General features: G+C 71.6%; 22 protein-coding genes. 11 read left to right on the top strand and 11 right to left on the bottom strand.

Annotation, left to right across the window (positions count from 1 at the left end):
• Nucleotides 1-6: 6 nt before the first annotated feature.
• Nucleotides 7-855, top strand: a complete 849-nt coding sequence (mshB, locus tag NDW01_RS27070) for an N-acetyl-1-D-myo-inositol-2-amino-2-deoxy-alpha-D-glucopyranoside deacetylase (protein ID WP_252825374.1) — start codon at nt 7-9, stop codon at nt 853-855.
• A 6-nt stretch (nt 856-861) separates the two neighbouring features.
• Complete coding sequence (locus NDW01_RS27065; protein ID WP_252825371.1) at nt 862-1,302, top strand: DUF6113 family protein; 441 nt, start codon at nt 862-864, stop codon at nt 1,300-1,302.
• Between the two features lie 101 nt (nt 1,303-1,403).
• Here NDW01_RS27065 and NDW01_RS27060 read toward each other — a convergent pair whose 3' ends face one another.
• The 4 genes from NDW01_RS27060 to ddaH form a co-directional block, all read right to left on the bottom strand.
• Nucleotides 1,404-3,017: an MFS transporter gene (locus NDW01_RS27060; protein ID WP_252825369.1), complete on the bottom strand. Its 1,614-nt coding sequence runs from the start codon at nt 3,015-3,017 to the stop codon at nt 1,404-1,406.
• Nucleotides 3,014-3,610, bottom strand: coding sequence for a PadR family transcriptional regulator (locus tag NDW01_RS27055; protein WP_252825367.1), 597 nt, complete (start codon nt 3,608-3,610; stop codon nt 3,014-3,016). The genes NDW01_RS27060 and NDW01_RS27055 overlap by 4 nt, the downstream gene beginning before the upstream one ends.
• 151 nt (nt 3,611-3,761) lie before the next feature.
• Nucleotides 3,762-4,958, bottom strand: a complete 1,197-nt coding sequence (rocD, locus tag NDW01_RS27050; RefSeq protein WP_252825797.1) for an ornithine--oxo-acid transaminase — start codon at nt 4,956-4,958, stop codon at nt 3,762-3,764.
• A 46-nt stretch (nt 4,959-5,004) separates the two neighbouring features.
• The gene (gene ddaH / locus NDW01_RS27045) at nt 5,005-5,850 is read right to left on the bottom strand and encodes a dimethylargininase (RefSeq protein ID WP_252825364.1); all 846 of its coding nucleotides are present in this window, start codon (nt 5,848-5,850) and stop codon (nt 5,005-5,007) included.
• 127 nt (nt 5,851-5,977) lie between these two features.
• Between ddaH and NDW01_RS27040 the strand changes: the two genes are divergently transcribed.
• The gene (locus NDW01_RS27040; RefSeq protein ID WP_252825362.1) at nt 5,978-6,433 is read left to right on the top strand and encodes an Lrp/AsnC family transcriptional regulator; all 456 of its coding nucleotides are present in this window, start codon (nt 5,978-5,980) and stop codon (nt 6,431-6,433) included.
• A gap of 50 nt (nt 6,434-6,483) precedes the next feature.
• Nucleotides 6,484-6,963 carry a ribonuclease E activity regulator RraA gene (gene rraA / locus NDW01_RS27035; RefSeq protein WP_252825360.1) on the top strand — a complete coding sequence of 160 codons (480 nt, stop codon included), beginning with the start codon at nt 6,484-6,486 and terminating at the stop codon, nt 6,961-6,963.
• Between the two features lie 34 nt (nt 6,964-6,997).
• Here the strand turns inward: rraA and NDW01_RS27030 are convergent, their stop codons facing one another.
• The 5 genes from NDW01_RS27030 to NDW01_RS27010 form a co-directional block, all read right to left on the bottom strand.
• Nucleotides 6,998-7,729: a hypothetical protein gene (locus NDW01_RS27030; RefSeq protein ID WP_252825357.1), complete on the bottom strand. Its 732-nt coding sequence runs from the start codon at nt 7,727-7,729 to the stop codon at nt 6,998-7,000.
• 26 nt (nt 7,730-7,755) lie between these two features.
• On the bottom strand, nt 7,756-8,508 hold the full coding sequence (locus NDW01_RS27025) for a hypothetical protein (RefSeq protein WP_252825354.1): 753 nt from the start codon (nt 8,506-8,508) through the stop codon (nt 7,756-7,758).
• The gene (locus NDW01_RS27020) at nt 8,502-8,990 is read right to left on the bottom strand and encodes a hypothetical protein (RefSeq protein ID WP_252825352.1); all 489 of its coding nucleotides are present in this window, start codon (nt 8,988-8,990) and stop codon (nt 8,502-8,504) included. Before NDW01_RS27020 ends, NDW01_RS27025 begins: the two co-directional genes overlap by 7 nt.
• 226 nt (nt 8,991-9,216) lie before the next feature.
• Nucleotides 9,217-9,837, bottom strand: a complete 621-nt coding sequence (locus tag NDW01_RS27015; protein ID WP_252825350.1) for a hypothetical protein — start codon at nt 9,835-9,837, stop codon at nt 9,217-9,219.
• A gap of 64 nt (nt 9,838-9,901) precedes the next feature.
• Entirely contained in the window at nt 9,902-10,795 is an 894-nt protein-coding gene (locus tag NDW01_RS27010) for a class I SAM-dependent methyltransferase (protein WP_252825347.1), read from the bottom strand.
• Nucleotides 10,796-11,009: 214 nt separating this feature from the next.
• Here NDW01_RS27010 and NDW01_RS27005 point away from each other — a divergent pair, with 214 nt between their 5' ends.
• The 3 genes from NDW01_RS27005 (at nt 11,010) to NDW01_RS26995 (ending at nt 13,845) form a co-directional block, all read left to right on the top strand.
• On the top strand, nt 11,010-11,927 hold the full coding sequence (locus tag NDW01_RS27005) for a hypothetical protein (protein WP_252825344.1): 918 nt from the start codon (nt 11,010-11,012) through the stop codon (nt 11,925-11,927).
• Nucleotides 11,928-11,969: 42 nt separating this feature from the next.
• Nucleotides 11,970-12,914, top strand: coding sequence for a hypothetical protein (locus tag NDW01_RS27000; RefSeq protein ID WP_252825341.1), 945 nt, complete (start codon nt 11,970-11,972; stop codon nt 12,912-12,914).
• A 61-nt stretch (nt 12,915-12,975) separates the two neighbouring features.
• Nucleotides 12,976-13,845, top strand: coding sequence for an enoyl-CoA hydratase-related protein (locus NDW01_RS26995; RefSeq protein WP_252825339.1), 870 nt, complete (start codon nt 12,976-12,978; stop codon nt 13,843-13,845).
• Nucleotides 13,846-13,984: 139 nt separating this feature from the next.
• Here the strand turns inward: NDW01_RS26995 and NDW01_RS44640 are convergent, their stop codons facing one another.
• Nucleotides 13,985-14,290, bottom strand: coding sequence for a putative acetyltransferase (locus NDW01_RS44640; protein ID WP_454923393.1), 306 nt, complete (start codon nt 14,288-14,290; stop codon nt 13,985-13,987).
• 42 nt (nt 14,291-14,332) lie between these two features.
• On the opposite strand from NDW01_RS44640, the gene fdxA reads away from it, so the two are divergent.
• Both fdxA and dapC read left to right on the top strand, forming a co-directional pair.
• Nucleotides 14,333-14,659, top strand: coding sequence for a ferredoxin (fdxA, locus tag NDW01_RS26985; protein WP_252777550.1), 327 nt, complete (start codon nt 14,333-14,335; stop codon nt 14,657-14,659).
• Nucleotides 14,660-14,764: 105 nt separating this feature from the next.
• Entirely contained in the window at nt 14,765-15,847 is a 1,083-nt protein-coding gene (gene dapC, locus NDW01_RS26980; RefSeq protein ID WP_252825795.1) for a succinyldiaminopimelate transaminase, read from the top strand.
• Nucleotides 15,848-15,899: 52 nt separating this feature from the next.
• Here the strand turns inward: dapC and NDW01_RS26975 are convergent, their stop codons facing one another.
• Nucleotides 15,900-17,408 carry an MFS transporter gene (locus tag NDW01_RS26975; protein WP_252825337.1) on the bottom strand — a complete coding sequence of 503 codons (1,509 nt, stop codon included), beginning with the start codon at nt 17,406-17,408 and terminating at the stop codon, nt 15,900-15,902.
• A gap of 131 nt (nt 17,409-17,539) precedes the next feature.
• Between NDW01_RS26975 and NDW01_RS26970 the strand changes: the two genes are divergently transcribed.
• A complete protein-coding gene (locus NDW01_RS26970; protein WP_252825335.1) occupies nt 17,540-18,283 on the top strand; it encodes a TetR/AcrR family transcriptional regulator in 744 nt (247 codons plus the stop codon).
• 89 nt (nt 18,284-18,372) lie between these two features.
• Nucleotides 18,373-19,515, top strand: coding sequence for an acyl-CoA dehydrogenase family protein (locus tag NDW01_RS26965; RefSeq protein ID WP_252825333.1), 1,143 nt, complete (start codon nt 18,373-18,375; stop codon nt 19,513-19,515).
• Nucleotides 19,516-19,567: the final 52 nt, after the last annotated feature.

The following is a 19,567-nucleotide window of genomic DNA, read 5'->3' as shown; positions in this document are numbered from 1 at the left end:
CGGGCCATGGCCGACTTGCGCATCCTCTTCGTCCACGCCCATCCCGACGACGAGTCCATCGAGACCGGGGCGACCATGGCCAAGTACGCGGCCGAGGGCGCCCACGTCTGCCTGGTCACCTGCACACGCGGTGAGGAGGGCGAGGTCATCCCTGAGGAGCTGCGTCACCTGAGCGGGGACGCGCTGGGGGAGTACCGCGTCGGCGAGCTGGCGAAGGCGTGCGCCGCGCTCGGGGTGACGGACCACCGGTTCCTCGGCGGACCGGGGCGCTGGCGCGACTCCGGGATGATGGGCGTGGCGTCCAACGACCATCCGCGGTGCTTCTGGCGGGCGGACGTCGACGAGGCCGCGGCCGAGCTCGTCGCCGTCATGCGGGAGGTCCGTCCGCAGGTCGTCGTCACCTACGACGCCGACGGCTTCTACGGCCACCCGGACCACATCCAGGCGCACAGGGTCGCGTGGCGTGCGTTCGAGCGGTCGGCGGACCCGTCCTTCGGCGCGGGCGAGCCGTGGCGGCCGTCGCGGTTCTACGCCACCGCCGTTCCGCTGTCGGCCCTGGAGGAGGCGGTGGGCCGGGGGCCGTTCGAGCGGGTCGCGTCGGTCGCCGACTTCGGGTTCGGCGTCCCGGACGAGCAGGTGACCACGCGCGTCGACGCCCGCGAGCACCTGCCGGCCAAGATCGCCGCGATGCGGGCGCACCGTACGCAGATCACCGTCGAGCCGCCGTACTTCGCGCTGTCGAACGACGTCGGCCAGCCGCTTCCGGGCGTCGAGTACTTCACGCTGCTCGCCGGGGAGCCGGGCCCGCGCGGCGAGGACGGCCGCGAGACCGGTCTCGGGCACGCGGTAGCCTGACCCGCTGTGGAGCAATGGTCGGGCCCGCTCGCCCCTCAGGAGCCCTCGCCCGCGCCGGGCCTGGTGACGGGCGCGGCGTACGGCGTGCTCGTCGTGCTCGGGCTGTTCCTCGGCGCGATCACGTCGTTCCAGTTCTCCTGGACGGCCGGGAGCGTCCCGGTGGCCGCCATCCTCCTGTCTTTCGTCGAGTTCGCCGCGTTCCGGCTCGCCGGGTGGGCCATGGAGAGCAAGCTCGGCGTGGTCGCCCTGGCCGTGCCGTGGCTGATCGTCGTCGTGCTGCTGTCGAGCCGGCGCCCGGAGGGTGATCTCGTCGTCACCGGCACCACCGCCGGGTACGTCTTCATCTTCGGCGGGGCGATCGCCGCCGTCGTCGCGGTCGCGACCACCCGCTCGGCCCGCCCCTGGATCCTGCGCGGCACGACGTCCGTGCCCGCGTCGCGGGACTGAGCCGCGGCGCGCAGTCCACAGCGGCGGTCCGTTGAACGCGCAGAGCGCGCACGCCCGGTGGACGTGCGCGCTCGACGCTTCGAAGGATCGCCGTGGTGGTGTCAGCCGGTGGTGGCCTCGACGCGTTCGGGGGAGCCGGTGGCCGGGCTGCGCCGGTAGCCGCGTACCGCGAAGCAGGCGGCGGCTCCGACGAAGACGAGGGCGATCGGCAGGAGCATCGTCGGCTTCATCGCGTCGACGAAGCCGTGCCCGAACACGCTCGCGGCCGCCCTGGTGAGCTGGTCGACGACCTGCTGGGACAGGCCCTTCGGCACGTGCTGGGCCGCCCCGGTCTGGCCGGCGCCCACCTCGAGCCCGCCCTTGGCGGCGTCCTTGAACCCCTGGACGAACGGGCCGCGGGCCTCGGCGGGGAGCGAGCCCGCGCGCTTCTCGGCCTCGGTCCGGAGGTGGGAGGCGAGCTGGTTCTGCAGGATGGCGCCCGCAGCGGCGCTGCCCACGACCGAGCCGATCTGGCGGGTCGTGTTGTTGACGCCGGAGGCCGCGCCGGCCATGCGGGGGTCGACGCCGCGCATCGCCTCGGTGGCCATCGGCGCGAAGACGCCGCCGATGCCGATCCCGGAGACGATCAGGCCGGGCAGGAAGGTGGGCCAGCTCGAGTGGACGTCGGCGATGAGCACGATCCAGCCCATGCCGATCGCGTACAGCGTGAGCCCGCCCATGAGGATGTACTTGCCGCCGATCCTGTCGGCCATCCGGCCGGCGACGGGGGCGAGGAACATCGAGATGACGGAGGACGGGGCCATGACGAGGCCCGCCTTGAGGGCGCTGAAGCCCAGCACGGACTGCAGGTAGATGGTCAGCGGCAGGAACACGCCGATCATCCCGATGGACAGGATCGCGCCGACGAAGTTCAGGACCGTGAAGTTACGGTCCTTGAACAGGACGAACGGGACCAGCGGGTCGCGGCTCTGCCGGCTTCGCTGCTGCACGAGGAAGACGGCGAAGATGACGGCCGCCGCCGCGAACAGCACCCAGATGACGCCGTTCCAGTTGTACCGCTGGCCCTCGGTCAGGGCGAAGACGAGGCAGAACAGCGCGGCCGTGGCGATCAGCACGCCGACGAGGTCGAGGCGGTGGGAGCGCTCGATCCGGACGCTGGGAATGACCGTGAACGCCAGCACGAGGACGATCACACCGATCGGCAGGTTGACGAAGAAGATCCATCGCCAGTCGAAGGCGGTGACCAGGAGCCCGCCGAGTGTGGGCCCGGCGATCGTCGCGACCCCCGCCACGGCGCCCCAGATGCCGAGTGCCGCGCCCCGGCGTTCGGCCGGGAAGGTGGCGATGATGATCGCCATCGTCTGCGGCATCAGCAGGGCGGAGCCGAGGCCCTGCACCGCGCGGGCGGCGATCAGCTCGGCCGGGTTCTGTGAGATGCCGCAGAGCAGGCTGGCGACGGTGAAGACGGCCACGCCCGTGATGAACAGGTTGCGCTGGCCGCGCAGGTCGCCCAGGCGACCGGCGGTGATCAGCAGGACCGCGAGGACGAGGACGTAGGCGTTGACCACCCAGAGGACCTCGTCCAGTGACGCGTGCAGCTTGTCGATCATGCTGGGCATCGCGATGTTCACGATCGTCAGGTCCAGCAGTGTCATGAAGAACCCGAGACTGAGCGTCAACAAGATCGCCCAGGGGTTGCCATGCCATTTCCTCATCGGTCGTTGTTCTCCCCGTTCGGGCGGCCGGGAGGCCGCCAGGTCAGCCGGCCGCTCTTGATGTCCTCGCTGAGGGCCCGCACGTACTCGAGCTCGGACCGCAGTTGGGCGTTGAAGTACTCGACCTCGACCAGGTGAATCCGCGGCAGGCCCTGCTTGGTCAGGCCGTCCACGACGATGTCGTGGGCGGCGAGCTCGGCCTCCAGGGCGACCGTGCGGCGGTCGAGCAGCTGGGCGGCGTCGTCCGGCGGCAGCATCGCCAGGAAGGACAGCGCCATGCCGAGCACCGGGTACTCCCGCGTGGGACGGCGAATGAAGTCCCGGAGCCGGGAATTCGCCTCGTCGCGCCCGTGTTCGGTGATCGCGTAGACCGTCCGCTCGGGGCGCCGTCCCTCCCGCGTCGTCTCCACCGGCTCGATCAGTCCAAGGCCGGCGAGCCGTTCGACCGTGTGGTACAGCGATCCGTGCGCCACCTTGACCACCCGGTCGATGGCCTGGTCCCGGATGCGCTGCTGCATCTCGTACGGATGCATGGGCTCGTCGTGGAGCAGTCTCAGCACCGCCAACCCGAGAGGCGTGAGCGGTCGCGCCATGGTCGTCTTTTCGCCTCGATACCGAATAATCCACTTGGACTATAGGGCTCCGGGTCTAGCGCCCGCAAACCTATTTACGGGGATATAGACCGATATAGACGGAGGTCCGGGCCTCAGGGCCCGGACCTCCGCAGATGGTGGACGACGCCGCTCACATCTCGGAGAGCACGGCCTCCAGCCGGTCGAGCGCCCAGTCCAGGTCCTCCTGGCTCACCACCAGCGGCGGGGCCAGCCGGAGCGTGGTCTCGTGCGTCTCCTTCGCCAGCACACCGCGCTCCATCAGCCGCTCGCTGACCGGCCGCGCCTTGCCGTTCAGCTCCACGCCGGCCCACAGGCCGCGACCGCGCACCTCGCGGACCTGCTCCGGCGGCAGTGCGCCGAGCCGGGCGTGCAGGTGCGCCCCCAGCGTCCGCGACCGCTCCTGGAACTCCCCGGTCCGCAGCATCGCGATGACCTCGCGGGCCACCGCGCAGGCGAGCGGGTTGCCGCCGAACGTCGAGCCGTGCTGGCCCGGCTTGAACACGCCCAAGACGTCGCGGTCGGCGACGACGGCGGAGACCGGCAGGATGCCGCCGCCGAGCGCCTTGCCGAGGATGTAGACGTCCGGGACGACGTTCTCGTGCTCCACCGCGAACGTCGTGCCCGTACGGCCCAGGCCCGACTGGATCTCGTCGGCGATCATCAGCGCGCCGCGGGCGGTGCAGATCTCGCGCACCGCCGTCAGGAACCCGCTCGGCGGGACGTTGACACCGGCCTCGCCCTGGATCGGCTCGATCAGCACGCCGACCGTGTTCTCGTCGACGGCGGCGCGCAGCGCCTCGACGTCGCCGTACGGCACGGTGCGGAAGCCGGGCGTGAACGGGCCGTAGGAGTTGCGGGCGTCCGGGTCGGTGGAGAAGCTGACGATCGTCGTCGTCCGGCCGTGGAAGTTGCCCTCGAAGGTGACGATGTTCGCCTGGTCGGCGGGCACGCCCTTGACCTCGTACCCCCACTTGCGGGCGGTCTTCAGCGCCGTCTCGACGGCCTCGGCGCCGCTGTTCATCGGCAGGACCATCTCCTTGCCGGCCAGCTCGGCCAGCTCGGCGACGAACGGCCCGAACTGGTCGTGGTCGAACGCCCGGCTGACCAGCGTGACGCGTTCGAGCTGCCGCCGCGCGGCCTCGACCAGCCGCGGGTGGCGGTGCCCGAAGTTGACCGCGGAGTACGCCGACAGCATGTCGAGGTACCGCTTGCCGTCGACGTCCGTCACCCAGGCGCCCTCGGCCTCGGCGATCACGACCGGCAGCGGATGGTAGTTGTGCGCGCTGTGCTCGTCCGACAGCGCCCGCAGCTCCTGCGTGTTCAACAGTGCTCCTTCTCGGACCCGCGGGGTCTCCCGAGTCCTATTGTCCCTGCTACGGGCGGAGTTCGAGGGTGCAGCACTTCGGGCCGCCCCCCGCCTTGCGCAGCTCCGTCATCTCGATCGGAACGACGTGGAAGCCGCGCTCGGTGAGCCGTGCGATCAGCGTGACGGCGTCGTCCGGAACGATCACGTGCCGGCCGTCACTGACCGCGTTGAGTCCGAACGCCAGGGCGTCCTCCTCGGTCGCCTCGATCAGCTCGGGGAACAGCGCCTGCAGCTTGATCAGGCCGTCCTCGTCGAAGGCGCCGGGGTAGTACGCCGCGGTGAACGGGTCGATCACGCACAGCGCGGTGTCGAGGTGGTAGAAGCGCGGGTCGACCAGCCGCACGCTGACCACCGGCAGCCCGAACGCGTCATGCAGTTCGTTGTGCGCGGCCGGGTCCGTACGGAAGCCGTGGCCCGCGACGATGGCGCGGTAGGCGAAGGCGTAGTCGCCCTCGCCCTCGTTGACGTGCTCGGCCGCCCGGATGCGCCGGTAGCCGTGCTCCTCGAACCACATCCGGTGCGCGTCGGCCTCGGCGGCGCGCTGGGGATGGCGGAACTTCGCCCCCAGCACCATGCCGCCGACGACGGTCGCGCCGTTCGCGGCGAAGACCATGTCCGGCAGGCCCGGGACGGGCGGCAGGACGTGAACGGTGTGCCCGAGTGAGAGGTAGGTCGCCCGGAGGCGTTCCCACTCGTGGCGGGCCCGGTCACGGTCGACCGGGGTGGTCGGGTCCATCCACGCGTTGATCGCGTATTGGACGTCGAAGTGGGTCGGCGGGCACATCAGGTAGGTCCGTGCCGGCTGCCCCGCAGAGATGCCCGCGCCATCGCGGGCAAGGGTCTGCATCGTCATCGATGTCGTACTCCTGGCAATGCGGGCCCGAGATCGCGCCCAGTGGGTTGGTGAGGCACCACCCGCAGCGTAAGGTCGGTGTGTCCGCAACACCAATAACGGATATGCGCGTCGGAAGGTCAAATCATTGCGTCTTGACGATATCGACCGGCGGATCGTTGCGTGCCTGCTGGAGAACGCTCGCGCGTCCTTCGCGCAGATCGGTGACGAGGTCGGCCTGTCGTCCCCGGCGGTCAAGCGCCGGGTCGACCGGCTGCGGCACGACGGCGTGATCACGGGCTATGCCGCGGTCGTCGATCCATCGGCGCTGGGCTGGACGACGGAGGCGTTCGTGGAGTTGTTCTGCGCGGGCCGTACGTCCCCGGACGAGATCTCCGCCAGCATCCGCCGGCATCCCGAGGTGGTGGCGGCCTACACGATCACCGGAGAGGCGAACGCGCTGGTCCACCTGCGCGCCCACGACATCCAGGCCCTCGAACAGGCCCTGGAGCGGCTGCGCAACGAACCGAACATCGTGCAGACCAAGACCTCCATCGTCCTGTCCCGGCTCCTCGGCCGCCCGAACGGAGGCCCCGACGCCTGACCGGCCGTTCTGCCCGGACGCCTGATCCGTTCGTTGTTACCATCCGGTAAATGACCTTCACGACGGCTGATCTCTTCGACGAGTACGGGTCCGAGCTGGCGAGCTGCGAGACGCAGTTCGGCTCGTACGGGGTGCGGGAACGCTTCGCGGGACCGGTGGCGACGGTCCGCTGCCGGGAGGACAACGCGCTGCTCAAGAAGGTGCTCGCCACGCCGGGGGAGGGCCGCGTGCTCGTCGTCGACGGCGGCGGCTCGCTGCGGACCGCGCTGATGGGCGACCTGATCGCCGGGTCGGCCGTCGCGCACGGCTGGGCCGGAGTGGTGATCAACGGGGCCGTCCGCGACGTCGTGGCGCTGCGCGGACTCGACCTGGGGATCCGGGCGCTCGGCTCCAACCCCCGCAAGAGCGCCAAGAAGGGCGCCGGCGAGGTCGACGTGCCGGTGACGTTCGGCGGCGTCGAGTTCCGGCCGGGGTCCTGGCTCTACGCCGACGAGGACGGCATCGTCGTGGCGGGCCGCCGCCTGGTGTGACCCCCGCCCGAGGCCGCCGCGACCGGCGGCCCGGTCAGGGCAGCCGGGCGAGCTGCTTCGTCAGCAGCGACGTCGCCTTCCGCGCGACCTTGTCGGCGGACGCCTTCGGCGCCACGCGCTCCCAGTACATCGAGACGAGCACGACGTTGCCGCGGCTGACGTAGTCGTAGATGCGGTAGAAGACGTTGATCACGCTGCTGGACGGGGAGATGGTCGTCTTCTCCGTCCCGCGCACGTGAGCCCACCCCGGGGTCGTCTCCTCCGAGGGATGCCAGGTGTCGTCGTGGGCGAGGGCGATGCTGCCACCGGACAGGGTCTTCTGCGGGACGTGCCTGCTGCTCGGGCACGCCGTGACCTTCGCCCGGATCGTCGCGAACATCGCGGCCGCCGCGGCCGCGTCCGGGTAGGTCAGCGCGATCTGGCCGAAGTTGGCGCCGGAGTACCTGCTCGCACGGAACTGGCGCACCACCGCGTCGGGGCTGCCCGACGGCTCGATCGCCGACAGGGAGCACGACGGGATGGCGCGCCGTTGCAGCGCCGGAGTGCTCGGCGGCACCGGGGCGACGTGCGGGTCGATGTCCGTGGCCGACAGGAGGGCGGCCTTGACGCGACCCGGCGCGTAACTCGGCGTCGGAGACGGGCTCGCCGACGGCCTTGTGGCCGAGGGCGCCGCGGATCCGGCCGTCTTGTGGCCGCCTCCGCCGCAGCCGGCGAGGAGGACGCCGGCGGCGACGACGGCCGGGACGAACGCACGGGGTCGGAACACCGATCGCTCCTCCTTGGGTGTGCGGATCAGCCGGGGTTGGACTCGGTCTGCACCTCGCCGACCGCGAGGAGGAGATTGCCGGGCGGGCCGGTCATCTGCCCGAACACGCCGCCGGCCGTATCGCACTCGGGGCCGTCACAGGCCCAGGTGACGTTGTAGCCGATGGTCGCGGTGATGGTGTACTCGCCGCCCGGCCGGCTCGCCGAGGATCGCTCGTAGACGTGGGCGCAGTCCGTGTCGCCGGGCGTGCCCGCCGTCGCCGCGTCGCACGTCAAGGTCTGCCCGTCACCGGTGTCCCAGGTCACGACCGGCTGGGCCGCGGTGACGACCACGTGCTGGCCCGGGACCGCGGCCTCCGCCGTCTTGGCCCCCACGTCGTCCACCCACAGGCCGGTCTTGATCCGGACGTACGAGCGCCCGCTGGGCGCCGTGCCGATCCGCGGCACGGGGAGCTCCAGATTGTCCCGCGCGTCGTAGGCGACGTCGATGGTGGGGACGTGCGGAGCGGCCGCGGGTGCGGCGCCGCCGGGCGGGCAGACCACCTGGTCGTTCACGGTCGGGCAGCCCAGGCCCGGCCCTCCGCCGCTGTCGCCCCCGCCGTCGCCTCCGCCGCCCTGGTCCTCGGAACCGCCTCCGCCGCCGGGGATGGTGACGCGGCTGTGGGCGCAGGCGTTCGGCAGACACAGCGGGGCCGCAGCGGCCGCACCGGACGCGAGGCCGACGGCGGTGCCGGGGAGGAGGGTCAGCAGGACGGCGATGGAGGATCGTCTGGTCAGCATTTCCTGCCCTCCGTCGCATCGGAGATCTTGTAGGTGCCGTCGGTGTAGCGCATGATCGCCTGGTAGAGGTTGCTGCCGTCACGCCAGGCGGCGAGCCGTCTTCCCGTCTTGGCGGAGAAGCGGTATGAGCCGAGGGTGCGCACGCAGTCGAGGATCACAACGGTCGAGTCGTCTTTGGAACCGCCCTGCACGCGCGGATTCAAAACATTGTGGAATCGCCAGAAGACGCCTTGTCGGCGGATCCTCTCGACGTCCTTCTCAATGATCGACAAAAGCGGATCCATGGCCACCGCGTCGAGCCGGCTGGTGTCATTGGTCTCGTACGCCTGTTCGTACATCCGCTGGTACTCGCGGTAGGCGGTGAGGGCGGACTGCGGCGTACGGGGGAGCGGGCCGCCGCCCGTCGGATCGCCCGCCGGGCCGCTCGCGGGGCCCGCCGATGCGCTTGGTTGTGACGCCGTGCCGGGGGTCGAGGATGTCATGGGGGAACCGTCCCCCAGGGCCTGCCCGCTGGGGTGAAAGCCGCCGGCCGCACGGCCGCCACAGGCTGTGAGCAGGCCCGCCAGGATCAGCGGACCGACGCACATGCGGAATCGCATCGTCAATTCCCGGGCATCGGGGCAAATTACCTCATGAGCTTACTGAGGCGGTAGGGGCAAGAAAAGAGGTTCCCAAGAACGGGTCGATCGGTCGCGGCCTTATCCCGGATTAGAGGCGACCGATCAGCCGGACCAGGTCGAGGCCCAGAATCATGTCCAGCTCGACCGCCGTCTCGAACTTGGCGCCGGGCGGTACGGAGTCGTCCTCCGCCAGCCGGGCCAGGCAGGACAGCGCCGCGGGGGTGTCGAGGTCGGCGTCCAGGTGCGCGACCGCCTCCGCGACGTACGAGCGCTCGGGCGGCCGCCCCGGGGACTCGGCCCAGCCGGCGACGCGATGCCGCCACGCGGTGAGTGAGGCGTCCGCCGCGGCCAGGTCCGTACGGGTGTGGGGGAGGTCCGCCCGGTAGTGGGCCTCCAGCAGCGCGAGGCGCGCGGCGAGCGGGTCGAGGCCCTCCCAGGACGCCGGGACCCAGCGGCCGACCGTCGCGCCCACGTGCACGTCGGCGGGGCCGGAGGTCAGCTCCGCCGGGCGTACGCCCAGGTCCGACGCTCCCGGCACGGTGTTCCAGATCCCCAGCGCGCGCAGCCGGTGGCGCGTGGCGAGCCGGCGGATCAGGTCGCCGACGACCTGGGCGCGCAGCTCATCGGCGCAGGCGATCCGTATCACGCCGGGACGAGCCGGGGCGATCTCCGTGACGCGCCCGGTTCCGGGATCGTACAGGCGCAGCATGCGGACGACCTTACCCACAAGCCGGGCGCTCGCACCGTACGAGCCGGCCCCGCGTCCGGGACGCTCAGGCCTGCGGCGCCGAATGCGTGTGCGGCGCCGGAGGAGTCTGGGCGGCCGAAGCCGCGTGCGGGGGCTGGGACGGGTGCGGTCCCGGCGGGGTGTGCGGGGTCGGCGGCGCCTGCGGCTGAACGAGTTCGTCCCCGCCGGGCTTGCGTACGGCGGCGAACCTGAGCCGTACGTAGTCGGCCATCCACCCGGACTCACGGCGGAGAGCGGGGGCGGCCAGTTCGTTCACCCGGTCGAGGAGCGGCCCGGCGAGCTCCGGGGGGACCTCGGCGATCAGCTCCGGCGCGTACAGCCGGACCCAGTCGGCGGCGCCGTCCGGGCACTCGGCGAGGCGCGTCGGCCGGTCGAAGTACTCCATGAGCCGTACGACGAAGCCGCCCTCCTCCAGCCGGGTCGCGTATTCGGCCGGGGTGGGGAAGTACCAGGGCAGCTCGGGTTCCGGCAGGCCGAAGACGCGCCAGGCCGTCTGCACGGCGGCGATCAGCTCCGCGCAGTTGCCCGCGCCGCCCATCTCCGCCACGAACCGGCCTCCCGGACGCAGCGCGGCGTGCACCCGCGAGATGACCGCGGAGGGGTCACGGGTCATCCAGTGCAACGCCGAGTTCGAGAAGACGGCGTCGCACGGCTCACTGATCGTGAAGTCGTGCGCGTCGCCGACGGCGAACGACAGGTGCGGGTGCTCCGAGCGCGCCGCGTTGACCATTTCGAGGGACTCGTCGATCCCGATGACGTCCGCGCCGCGCGCGGCGATGTCGGCGGTGCTCACGCCCGTTCCGCAGCCCAGGTCGATGACGCGCTCGTCGGGCTGAGGATCGAGCAGGTCGAGCAGCGGCGCCCCGTGCGCGGAGACGTACCCGAACGCGGTGTCGTACGTCGCCACGGCCCATTGCATGTGCGCAACATATAGGACATAGCCGCCAACTGCCGTAACGTCTCGCATCCTGGATCGTTCGGGGTGATCAGCGTCACGGCGGGTCAGAGACGGTGTCGACTCGCGTGGTGGTCGTCCACAGGTGGTGGTTATCCACAGAACGGGACGCGGGGCTTATGGCGGCGGAGCACGCCGCGCGAGGCTCTCCGGGAGACCGATTCCCGGAGGCATACCGATGATCGACCTGACCGTTCCCGCGTCCGTCGCCGCCCCGTTCGTGGTGGCCACCGCGCACCCGCTCGACGACCCGGTGCGGGCGGCACGCGGCCGGGTGAGCCTTCCCCTGGCGGCCGAGCTGCTCGGCTCGTCCCTGCTGCGCGTTCGCGGGCGGCCCGTCGCCGAGTCCGGATACGCCGACCTCATCCGCACGGCCGCCCGGGCGCGGCCGGACGAGGCCCATCTCCTCGACGGGGCGCGGCACCACATCGTGATCACAAGCCACGCACCGCCCGTCTCCCAGCCCGCGCACGCGCAGGCGGTCCGCGACATCGCCCGGGCCGTCGCCGAGGCCTGCGACGGGGTCGTGTACGACGCGTGGTCGCACCAGGTGCTGCCGCGCGCCTTCCGGCTGGGTCCCGAGCACCCGGAGTTCTGCCTGGCGGACGACTGGCTCGCGACGTTCGTCACCGGTGAGGAGGGCGGCGAGGAAGGCCGCGGGGAGAAGGACGAGCTGCACCTGGTGACCGCCGGGCTGCACCGCTTCGGGTTCCCGGAGCTGGAGGCCGCCGCCGTCCCCGGCGGCAATCTGTTCGCCGCGGTCACGCTGCTGCGCTGCCTGGCCGTCGGCCTTCTCGACGAGCACTGGGCTTGGCTGGCCTGCAATCCCGGCGCGCCGCTCCGCCGCGTCCCGGCCGAGGCGCGCGTGGACGGCGCGGACGTCTGGCGCTACTGGGCGGCCGAGCCGACCGGCGCGGCGGGCGCGCCCGTGCGCGTGCGCCTGAGCCCGGCCCCGCCCGAGAGGGCGGACGGCCTGCCCTACCTCGTGGTGGGGCCGCCCGCCGGCTTCGACGCCCCCGCCGCCCTGTGGTGGAACGACGTCGTCGACCTGGCCATGCCCTACGTCCCCGAGGCGCCACGCCGCACGGCCGCCTGAGCCGGCGCGCGCCCATCCGTCACGAACGTCAAGGAGCCGGTCATGTCCCCTTTCGTGCTTTCCGTGCCCGAGGTCGTCACGTCGCATTACGTGATCGCCACCAGCGAGCCGCCGGTCGACCCCTACGCGGTCGTCCCGTGGCGCGTGCCCGAGCCCTTCCGGAAACCGGCCATCGAGGCGCTCAAGACGCCGCGGCTCGGCATCTTCACCATCGAGGCCGGTGAGGCGACCTGGCGCCTCGACGACGTTCTGGCCTGCGACGAGGACCGGCGGCGCGTCCGCGAGTCGTCCCATCAGATCCTGCTCGTGCACCAGGCGCTGACCGCCGAGCAGCCGCACCGCGAGCAGGTCGCGCGGGCCGTGGCCCGCGCCCTCGCCGACGCGACGAACGGCGTCCTCATCGACCCGCAGGCCCGGCAGGTCCTCCTGCGCGACGGCCTGGCGCGCGCCGAGCGCGGCTGGTTCCGCATGGGCGACCAGTGGTTCGGCACCAGGTACGAGGTGGACGAGGCGGCGCGCCGTCCCGGGCCGGCCGGCGCGGCGGGATGCGCCTGCCTGCGCGTCACGCTGCTCGGGCTGCGCCGGTTCGGCCTGCCGAACCTCGTGATCGACGGCGTCGCCTGCACGCAGGACCTGCCCGCGCTCAACCTGCTGCGCGCGATCGCGTCCCGGCTGCTCACCGACCAGTGGCGGTGGTGCCGGGAGCATCCGGCGCGGCCCACGCGCAGCCTCGACGACCATCCACGGATCGAGCCGGACGACTTCTGGGCCTTCTGGGGCGCCACCCCGTTCCTGGACGGCGGCCCGGTCGTCACCCGCCTGGCGGCCACCTCGACCGGGATCCTGGAGGTGACGCCGCCCGACGGCTACGCCGGCACGGTGGCCGACTGGAGCCGGGAGGTGCTGGCCCCGGCCCTGCCGCCGCTCGTCGGCTGCCCCGCCGACGAGGACACCACGCACGCGCGGTCCGCCGGGGGCGGGGCCTGACCCGCCTCTAGAATCCCGTTCTGTATCCGTCTCTAACCGTTCGCGGGCGCGAGGAGCAGCAGTGACGTACACCGAGATCGACTACGCCGTCGCCGACGGGATCGCGACCATCACGCTCGACCGCCCCGACCGGCTCAACGCCTTCACCCTCGTGATGCGCGGCGAGCTGATCGACGCCTTCGACCGCGCGGACGCGGACGACGACGTCCGGGTGGTCGTCGTCACCGGCCGGGGGCGGGCCTTCTGCGCCGGGGCCGACCTGGAGCGCGGCGGCTCGACGTTCGACCACAAGGCCGGGCGGGACATGTTCGGCGGTGAGGACACCTTCGAGGACGGCTCACCACGCGACGGTGGCGGCACCGTCGCCCTCCGGATCGCCCGCTCCCTCAAGCCGGTGATCGGTGCGATCAACGGGCCGGCGGTCGGCGTGGGCGTCACGATGACCCTGCCGATGGACATCAGGCTCGCGGCCGAGGGCGCGCGGTTCGGCTTCGTCTTCACCCGGCGCGGCATCGTCACGGAGGCGGCGTCGAGCTGGTTCCTGCCCCGCATCGTCGGCATCGCCCAGGCCATGGAGTGGGCCGCCACGGGCCGGGTCTTCGACGCGGAGGAGGCGCTGCGCGGCCGCCTGGTGTCCTACGTCCACCCCGCCGGCGAGCTTCTCGACGCGGCGTACGCGCTGGCCGGGGAGATCGCCGCGAACACCTCCGCGGTGTCCGTCGCGGCCGTGCGGCGGCTGATGTGGTCGGGGCTGGGCGCGTCCTCGCCGTGGGACGCGCACCGGGCCGACTCACGCCTGATGTACGCGCTGGGATCCGCCCCGGACGCGGCCGAGGGCGTCACGTCCTTCCTGGAGAAACGCCCGGCCGAGTTCCCCATGAAGGTCAGCCGGGACCTGCCCGAGGAGGTCCCCGACTGGCCGCTGCCCTGACCCGCCCTCAGCGCCCGCGGCGGGCGGCGACGCACTCGGCGACCGGCGTGGCCGGTCGTCCGCGCGGTATCGATTCCCCGCGCCGGGCTGGTCGCTCGGCCGCGGGGCGTCCCTCGGCCCCCGCCGTCGGCGGCGGGTGTCAGGAGCGGGGCGCGCGGCGTGGGGGCGGCGGAGGGACCACCTTGCCCGCCACCAGGTCGGCCTCGGCGACCTCGACGTCGGAGCCGTCGCGGCGGCGCACGGTGAGCCGGCCGTCCGCCCACCCTCTCAGCTCGCCGACGACGTCGCTGTACGCTCCGCTGGAGACACGGCGTCGTAGCGAGACGCGACGTCCGATATCGGACGGAGCTATCGAAACGACATACCGGGCGGAGAAACGCGGGCCGATGTGACGCCCCCCATGGTGAAAGCGTTGGCTGACAGCAGCAATACTAGGCAATGACACCGCTGCGAGCGTGGCGATGGCCACAGACGTTGAGGAGTACACGTGACCTACGTCATCGCGCAGCCTTGCGTGGACGTGCTCGACAAGGCATGCATCGAGGAGTGCCCCGTCGACTGCATCTACGAGGGCAAGCGCATGCTCTACATTCACCCGGACGAGTGCGTCGACTGCGGCGCCTGCGAGCCGGTGTGCCCCGTCGAGGCGATCTTCTATGAAGACGACACGCCGGATCAGTGGAAGGACTTCTACAAGGCCAACGTGGAATTCTTCGACGATCTGGGCTCGCCGGGAGGTGCCTCCAAGGTCGGCAAGATCGACAAGGATCACCCGATCGTGGCGGCGCTGCCGCCGCAGGGCGAGGAGGCCTGAGCCCACGCCGCCCGGCGTTCCCGGACGCGAGAGTTCAGCTGAGGCCGAGGCGCGCCGTCTGCCGGTGAGCGGCAGGCGGCGCGCGGACGTTGGGGGACTGATTTGATCAAGACGCTGCCCGACTTTCCCTGGGACCTGCTCACCCCGTACAAGGAGCAGGCCCGGCAGCACGCCGGCGGCATCGTCGACCTGTCGGTCGGCACGCCCGTCGACCCGACGCCGGAGATCGTCCGGCGGGCGCTGGTGGACGCCGCCGACGCTCCCGGTTACCCCGCCACGTACGGCACGCCCGAACTGCGTGAGTCCGTCGCCGGCTGGCTGACCCGCAGGCTCGGCGTCGCGGCCGACCCGGCCGCCGTCCTGCCCGTGATCGGCACCAAGGAGGCCGTCGCCTGGCTGCCGACGCTGCTGGGCGCGGGACCGGGCGACACCGTGGTCTTCCCCGAGCTGGCGTACCCGACCTACGACGTCGGCGCTCGGCTCGCCGGCGCGACGCCGCGGGCCGTCGACGGGCTGTTCTCCCTCGGGCCGGAGACACCGAAGATCGTCTGGATCAACTCGCCGTCCAACCCCACCGGCAAGGTGCTGCCGGCCGAGCACCTGCGCAAGGTCGTCGCGTGGGCGCGCGAGCGCGGCGCCACCGTGATCAGTGACGAGTGCTACATCGAGCTGGGCTGGGACGCCGAGCCGGTGTCGGTCCTGCGCCCGGACGTGTGCGACGGAGACCACCGCGGCCTGATCGCGCTGCACTCGCTGTCCAAGCGTTCGAACCTCGCGGGATACCGCGCCGGCTTCCTCACCGGGGACCCGGCCCTGATCACCGCGCTGCTCGAGGTGCGCAAGCACGCAGGCATGATCGTTCCCGCGCCGGTCCAGGCCGCGATGACGGCCGCCTACCGCGACGACGCGCACGTCCAGGAGCAGCGCGAGCGGTACGCCCGCAGACGCGCCGTCCTCCGCACGGCCCTGGAGGCGTACGGCTTCCGCATCGACCACTCCGAGGCCGGGCTCTACCTCTGGGCGAGCCGTGACGAGCCGTGCTGGGACACCGTCAAGGCACTGGCGGAGCTGGGCATCCTCGTCGCGCCCGGCGACTTCTACGGCACGGCGGGCACCCGGCACGTCCGCGTCGCCCTCACCGCCACCGACGAGCGCATCGACGCCGCCGTCGCCCGCCTCACCGCCTGACCGCCCCGCGTACGCCGCGCCGGTCCGCCGGCCCGGCCGCGGGTGGGTGAGGTCAGCGGCCGGCCTCGGCGGAGGGTTCGGGGACCGGTTCCGGTACGGCGTGCCGCTTCGGGCGCAGCACCGAGAACGCCAGGACGGCGGCGGCGATCCCGCCCGCGACACCGACGACCGAGGTGATCGACATGGCGTGCACGAAGGCGTCCTTGGCGGTGCGGGCCAGCGTCGCGTCGCCGCGGGCCGCGGCGATGGCCAGCGCCTCGCCGATCGAGTGCCGTGCCGCCCCGACCGTGTCATCCGGCATCTTCGCGGTGTAGGCCGCCGTGAGCACGCTGCCCAGGACGGCGACGCTCAGCGCCTGGCCGACCTGCTGGACGGTGTCGTTGACGGCGGAGCCGACACCCGCGCGCTCGGGAGGCAGGGCGGCCAGCAGGGTCCCGTACGCGGCGGGCCCCGCCGTTCCGCTGCCCGCGCCCAGGATCACGAGGGCGACGGCCAGTTTCGCGTAGCCGTCACCGGGCGCGACCGAGGCGAGCACCGCGAACCCCGCCGTGAGCAGGAGGAGTCCGGCGGCCAGCGCCACCCGCGCGCCGAACCTCTTGTCCACGACCACGCCGATGCCGTTGAAGGCCATCGCGGCCGCGACCATGGGGATGAGCGCGGTGCCGGCCTTCATCGGTCCGTAGCCCAGGACGAACTGCAGGTACTGGGTGAGTGCCAGCAGGCAGCCGCCCGCGGAGAACGACAGCAGCACGATCGACAGGCTGGCGCCGCTGAAGTTGCGGTCGCGGAACAGGGCCAGCGGCAGCATCGGCTCCGGGCATCGCCGCTCCCAGAGCGCGAAGGCGGTGAGCGCGACCACGGCCAGGGCGAATCCGCCGAGCGTCTGCGGCGCCGACCAGCCGTCCTTGGCGGAGGAGATCACACCCCAGACGAGGGCGGTCACCCCGGCCATGGACAGGAGGGCGCCGACCAGGTCCGGGCGGCGGGCCGGTCCGCGTGACTCGGGGATGATGAGCAGCGCCGCGAGGATGCCGAGCGCGGCGACCGGCACGTTCAGCAGGAACACCGAGCCCCACCAGAAGTGCTGCAGCAGGAGGCCGCCGAAGGTGGGGCCGCCGACCGCGCCGAGCATGAGCACCGAACTCCAGATGGCGATGGCCTTCTTGCGCTCCGTGTCGTCGAAGACCGTCGTCAGGATCGACAGGGTGCCGGGCATCAGGAACGCGCCACCGACTCCCATCGCGGCGCGGGTCGCGATCAGCTGGCCGGGGCTGTCGGCGAAGGACGCGGCGAGCGAGGCGCTGCCGAACAGGACCAGTCCGATGATCAGTCCGCGACGCCGGCCGTGCCGGTCGGACAGGCTGCCGGCGGTCAGCAGCAGCCCGGCGAAGACCAGGATGTAGGCGTCGAGGATCCACTGGATGTCGGAGTTGCTCGCGTGGAGGTCGCGGATCAGCGACGGGATGGCGACGTTGAGCACCGTGTTGTCGATGACCAGGACCAGCAGGCTCAGGCACAGGACGCCGAGGATCCACCAGCGGCGCGGATGAGAGGTCGACATGACCGTCCGTTCGTACGGTGTGCGATTTCTCGCACACCGTACCATCGTTCTTGTACGGTGTACTAGGTTCCTCGAACACCGTACGAGCGCCGATAAGCTGGTGGGCAAGTCACCCTGGTGAAGGACGTTGAATGCCGTCGAACGCTGACCCTCTCGGGCAATCCGTCTGGACGCGGCCGCCGCGCTCCCGTGGCGCCCAGCCGGCGCTGAGCCGCACGCAGATCGTGCGAACCGCCATCGAGTTGCTCGACGAGAAGGGGCTCGAGGGCCTGAGCATGCGCCGTCTCGGCGAGCGGCTGGCCGCCGGCGCGACCTCCGCGTACTGGTACGTCGCGACCAAGGACGAGCTCCTCGAGCTGGTCCTGGACGAGGTCATGGGGGAGATCGAGGTTCCCGAGGTGGGTGCGACCGACTGGCGGGCCGCGGCCACCGCCCTGGCGCACGGGCTCCGCTCGATGATCCTGCGCCACCCGTGGGTCGCCGGGCTGTTCGGCGTCCGTCCCATGATGGGCCCGAACGCCATGCGCATGAGCGATCGCATGGTGGGGGTCCTGACGGCCGCCGGCTTCTCCGGGTTGGATGTCGCGTACGCGAGTTCGCTCCTGATGTCCCACGTGATCGGCTCGGCGACGATGGAGGCGGCGTGGAAGCGGTCGATCGCCCCCGGTATGAGCGTGGGTGAGTCGGTCGAGAAGCTGCGGCCGTACATCGACGAGGTCTCCTCCCGCTACCCGCACTACGGCGCCTGGTGGCGGGAGAACCGGGCGATGGACCCGGACGGTCTGCAGGAGGAGGGGTTCGCCTTCGCGGTCGAACGCCTCCTCGACGGCCTCCAGCTCTGGCTCGATCGCCGGGAGAAGGCCGGGCCGGCCTGAACGGCAGTGGACCGAATCACATTCTGTCCGTCCTGGCGTAAGTGATAAATTACTAACGGTCGATCGATTCGAGCCGAGGGAGGCCGCCAGTGCGGCGCGAGATCTTCACCGACGAGCACGAGGCCTTCCGCGAGATGGTGCGGTCGTTCATCGCCAAGGAGATCGCGCCGTTCCACGAGCAGTGGGAGAAGGACGGCGTCGTCTCCCGTGACGTGTGGCTGGCGGCTGGACGGCAGGGGCTGCTCGGCATCGACATGGAGGAGCGGTACGGCGGCGGGGGCGACCCGGACTACCGCTACTACGTCGTCCTCAACGAGGAGCTGTCCCGCGCCGGGATCCACGGCCCCGGCTTCTCGGTGCACAACGACATCAACGGCGCGTACCTCGGGCGGCTGGCCACCGAGGAGCAGAAGCAGCGGTGGCTCCCCGGCTACTGCTCCGGTGAGATCATCACCGCGATCGCCATGACCGAGCCGGCCGCGGGCTCCGACCTGCAGGGCATCCGCACCACCGCCGTACGGGACGGCGACGACTACGTCCTGAACGGGCAGAAGACCTTCATCTCCAACGGCATCCTGTCCGACCTGGTCATCGTCGTCGCGCGGACCGACCCGGACGCCGGCCACCAGGGCATCAGCCTGATCGTCGTCGAGCGCGGGATGAAGGGGTTCGAGCGCGGCCGCAACCTCGACAAGATGGGCATGCACGCGCAGGACACGGCCGAGCTGTACTTCGAGGACGTCCGGGTGCCCCGGGCCAACCTCCTCGGCGAGGAGGGCCAGGGCTTCATCTACCTCATGCAGAACCTCCCGAGGGAGCGGGTGTCGATCGGTGTCGGCGCGCTGGCGGGCGCGGAGCGTGCCTTCGAGCAGACCCTGGAGTACTGCAAGACCCGTGAGGCGTTCGGCCGGCCGATCGGGCGGTTCCAGCACAACCGCTTCACCCTGGCCGAGATGAAGACCGAGCTCACGGTGGCCCGCTCTTTCACCGACCGGTGCATCGTCGAGCACGCCGCCGACCGCCTGGGCGCCGAGGAGGCCTCGATGCTCAAGTGGTGGAACACCGAGCTGTGCAACCGGGTCATCGACCGCTGCCTGCAGCTGCACGGCGGCTACGGGTACATGAGCGAGTACCCGATCGCCAAGGCCTACCTCGACGCGCGCATCCAGACGATCTTCGGTGGCACCACCGAGATCATGAAGGAGATCATCGGCCGCGGCCTCGGGGTCTGACGCAGCCGAGCGGCCCAGGAGACCGGCCTGGCGACGTTCGAGGAGGCCGACG

This window comes from Actinoallomurus soli (assembly GCF_024055715.1).
Taxonomy (GTDB): domain Bacteria; phylum Actinomycetota; class Actinomycetes; order Streptosporangiales; family Streptosporangiaceae; genus Actinoallomurus; species Actinoallomurus soli.
The sequence above is the reverse complement of the archived record's forward strand: the minus strand, read 5'-3'. Positions and strand labels throughout refer to the sequence as shown.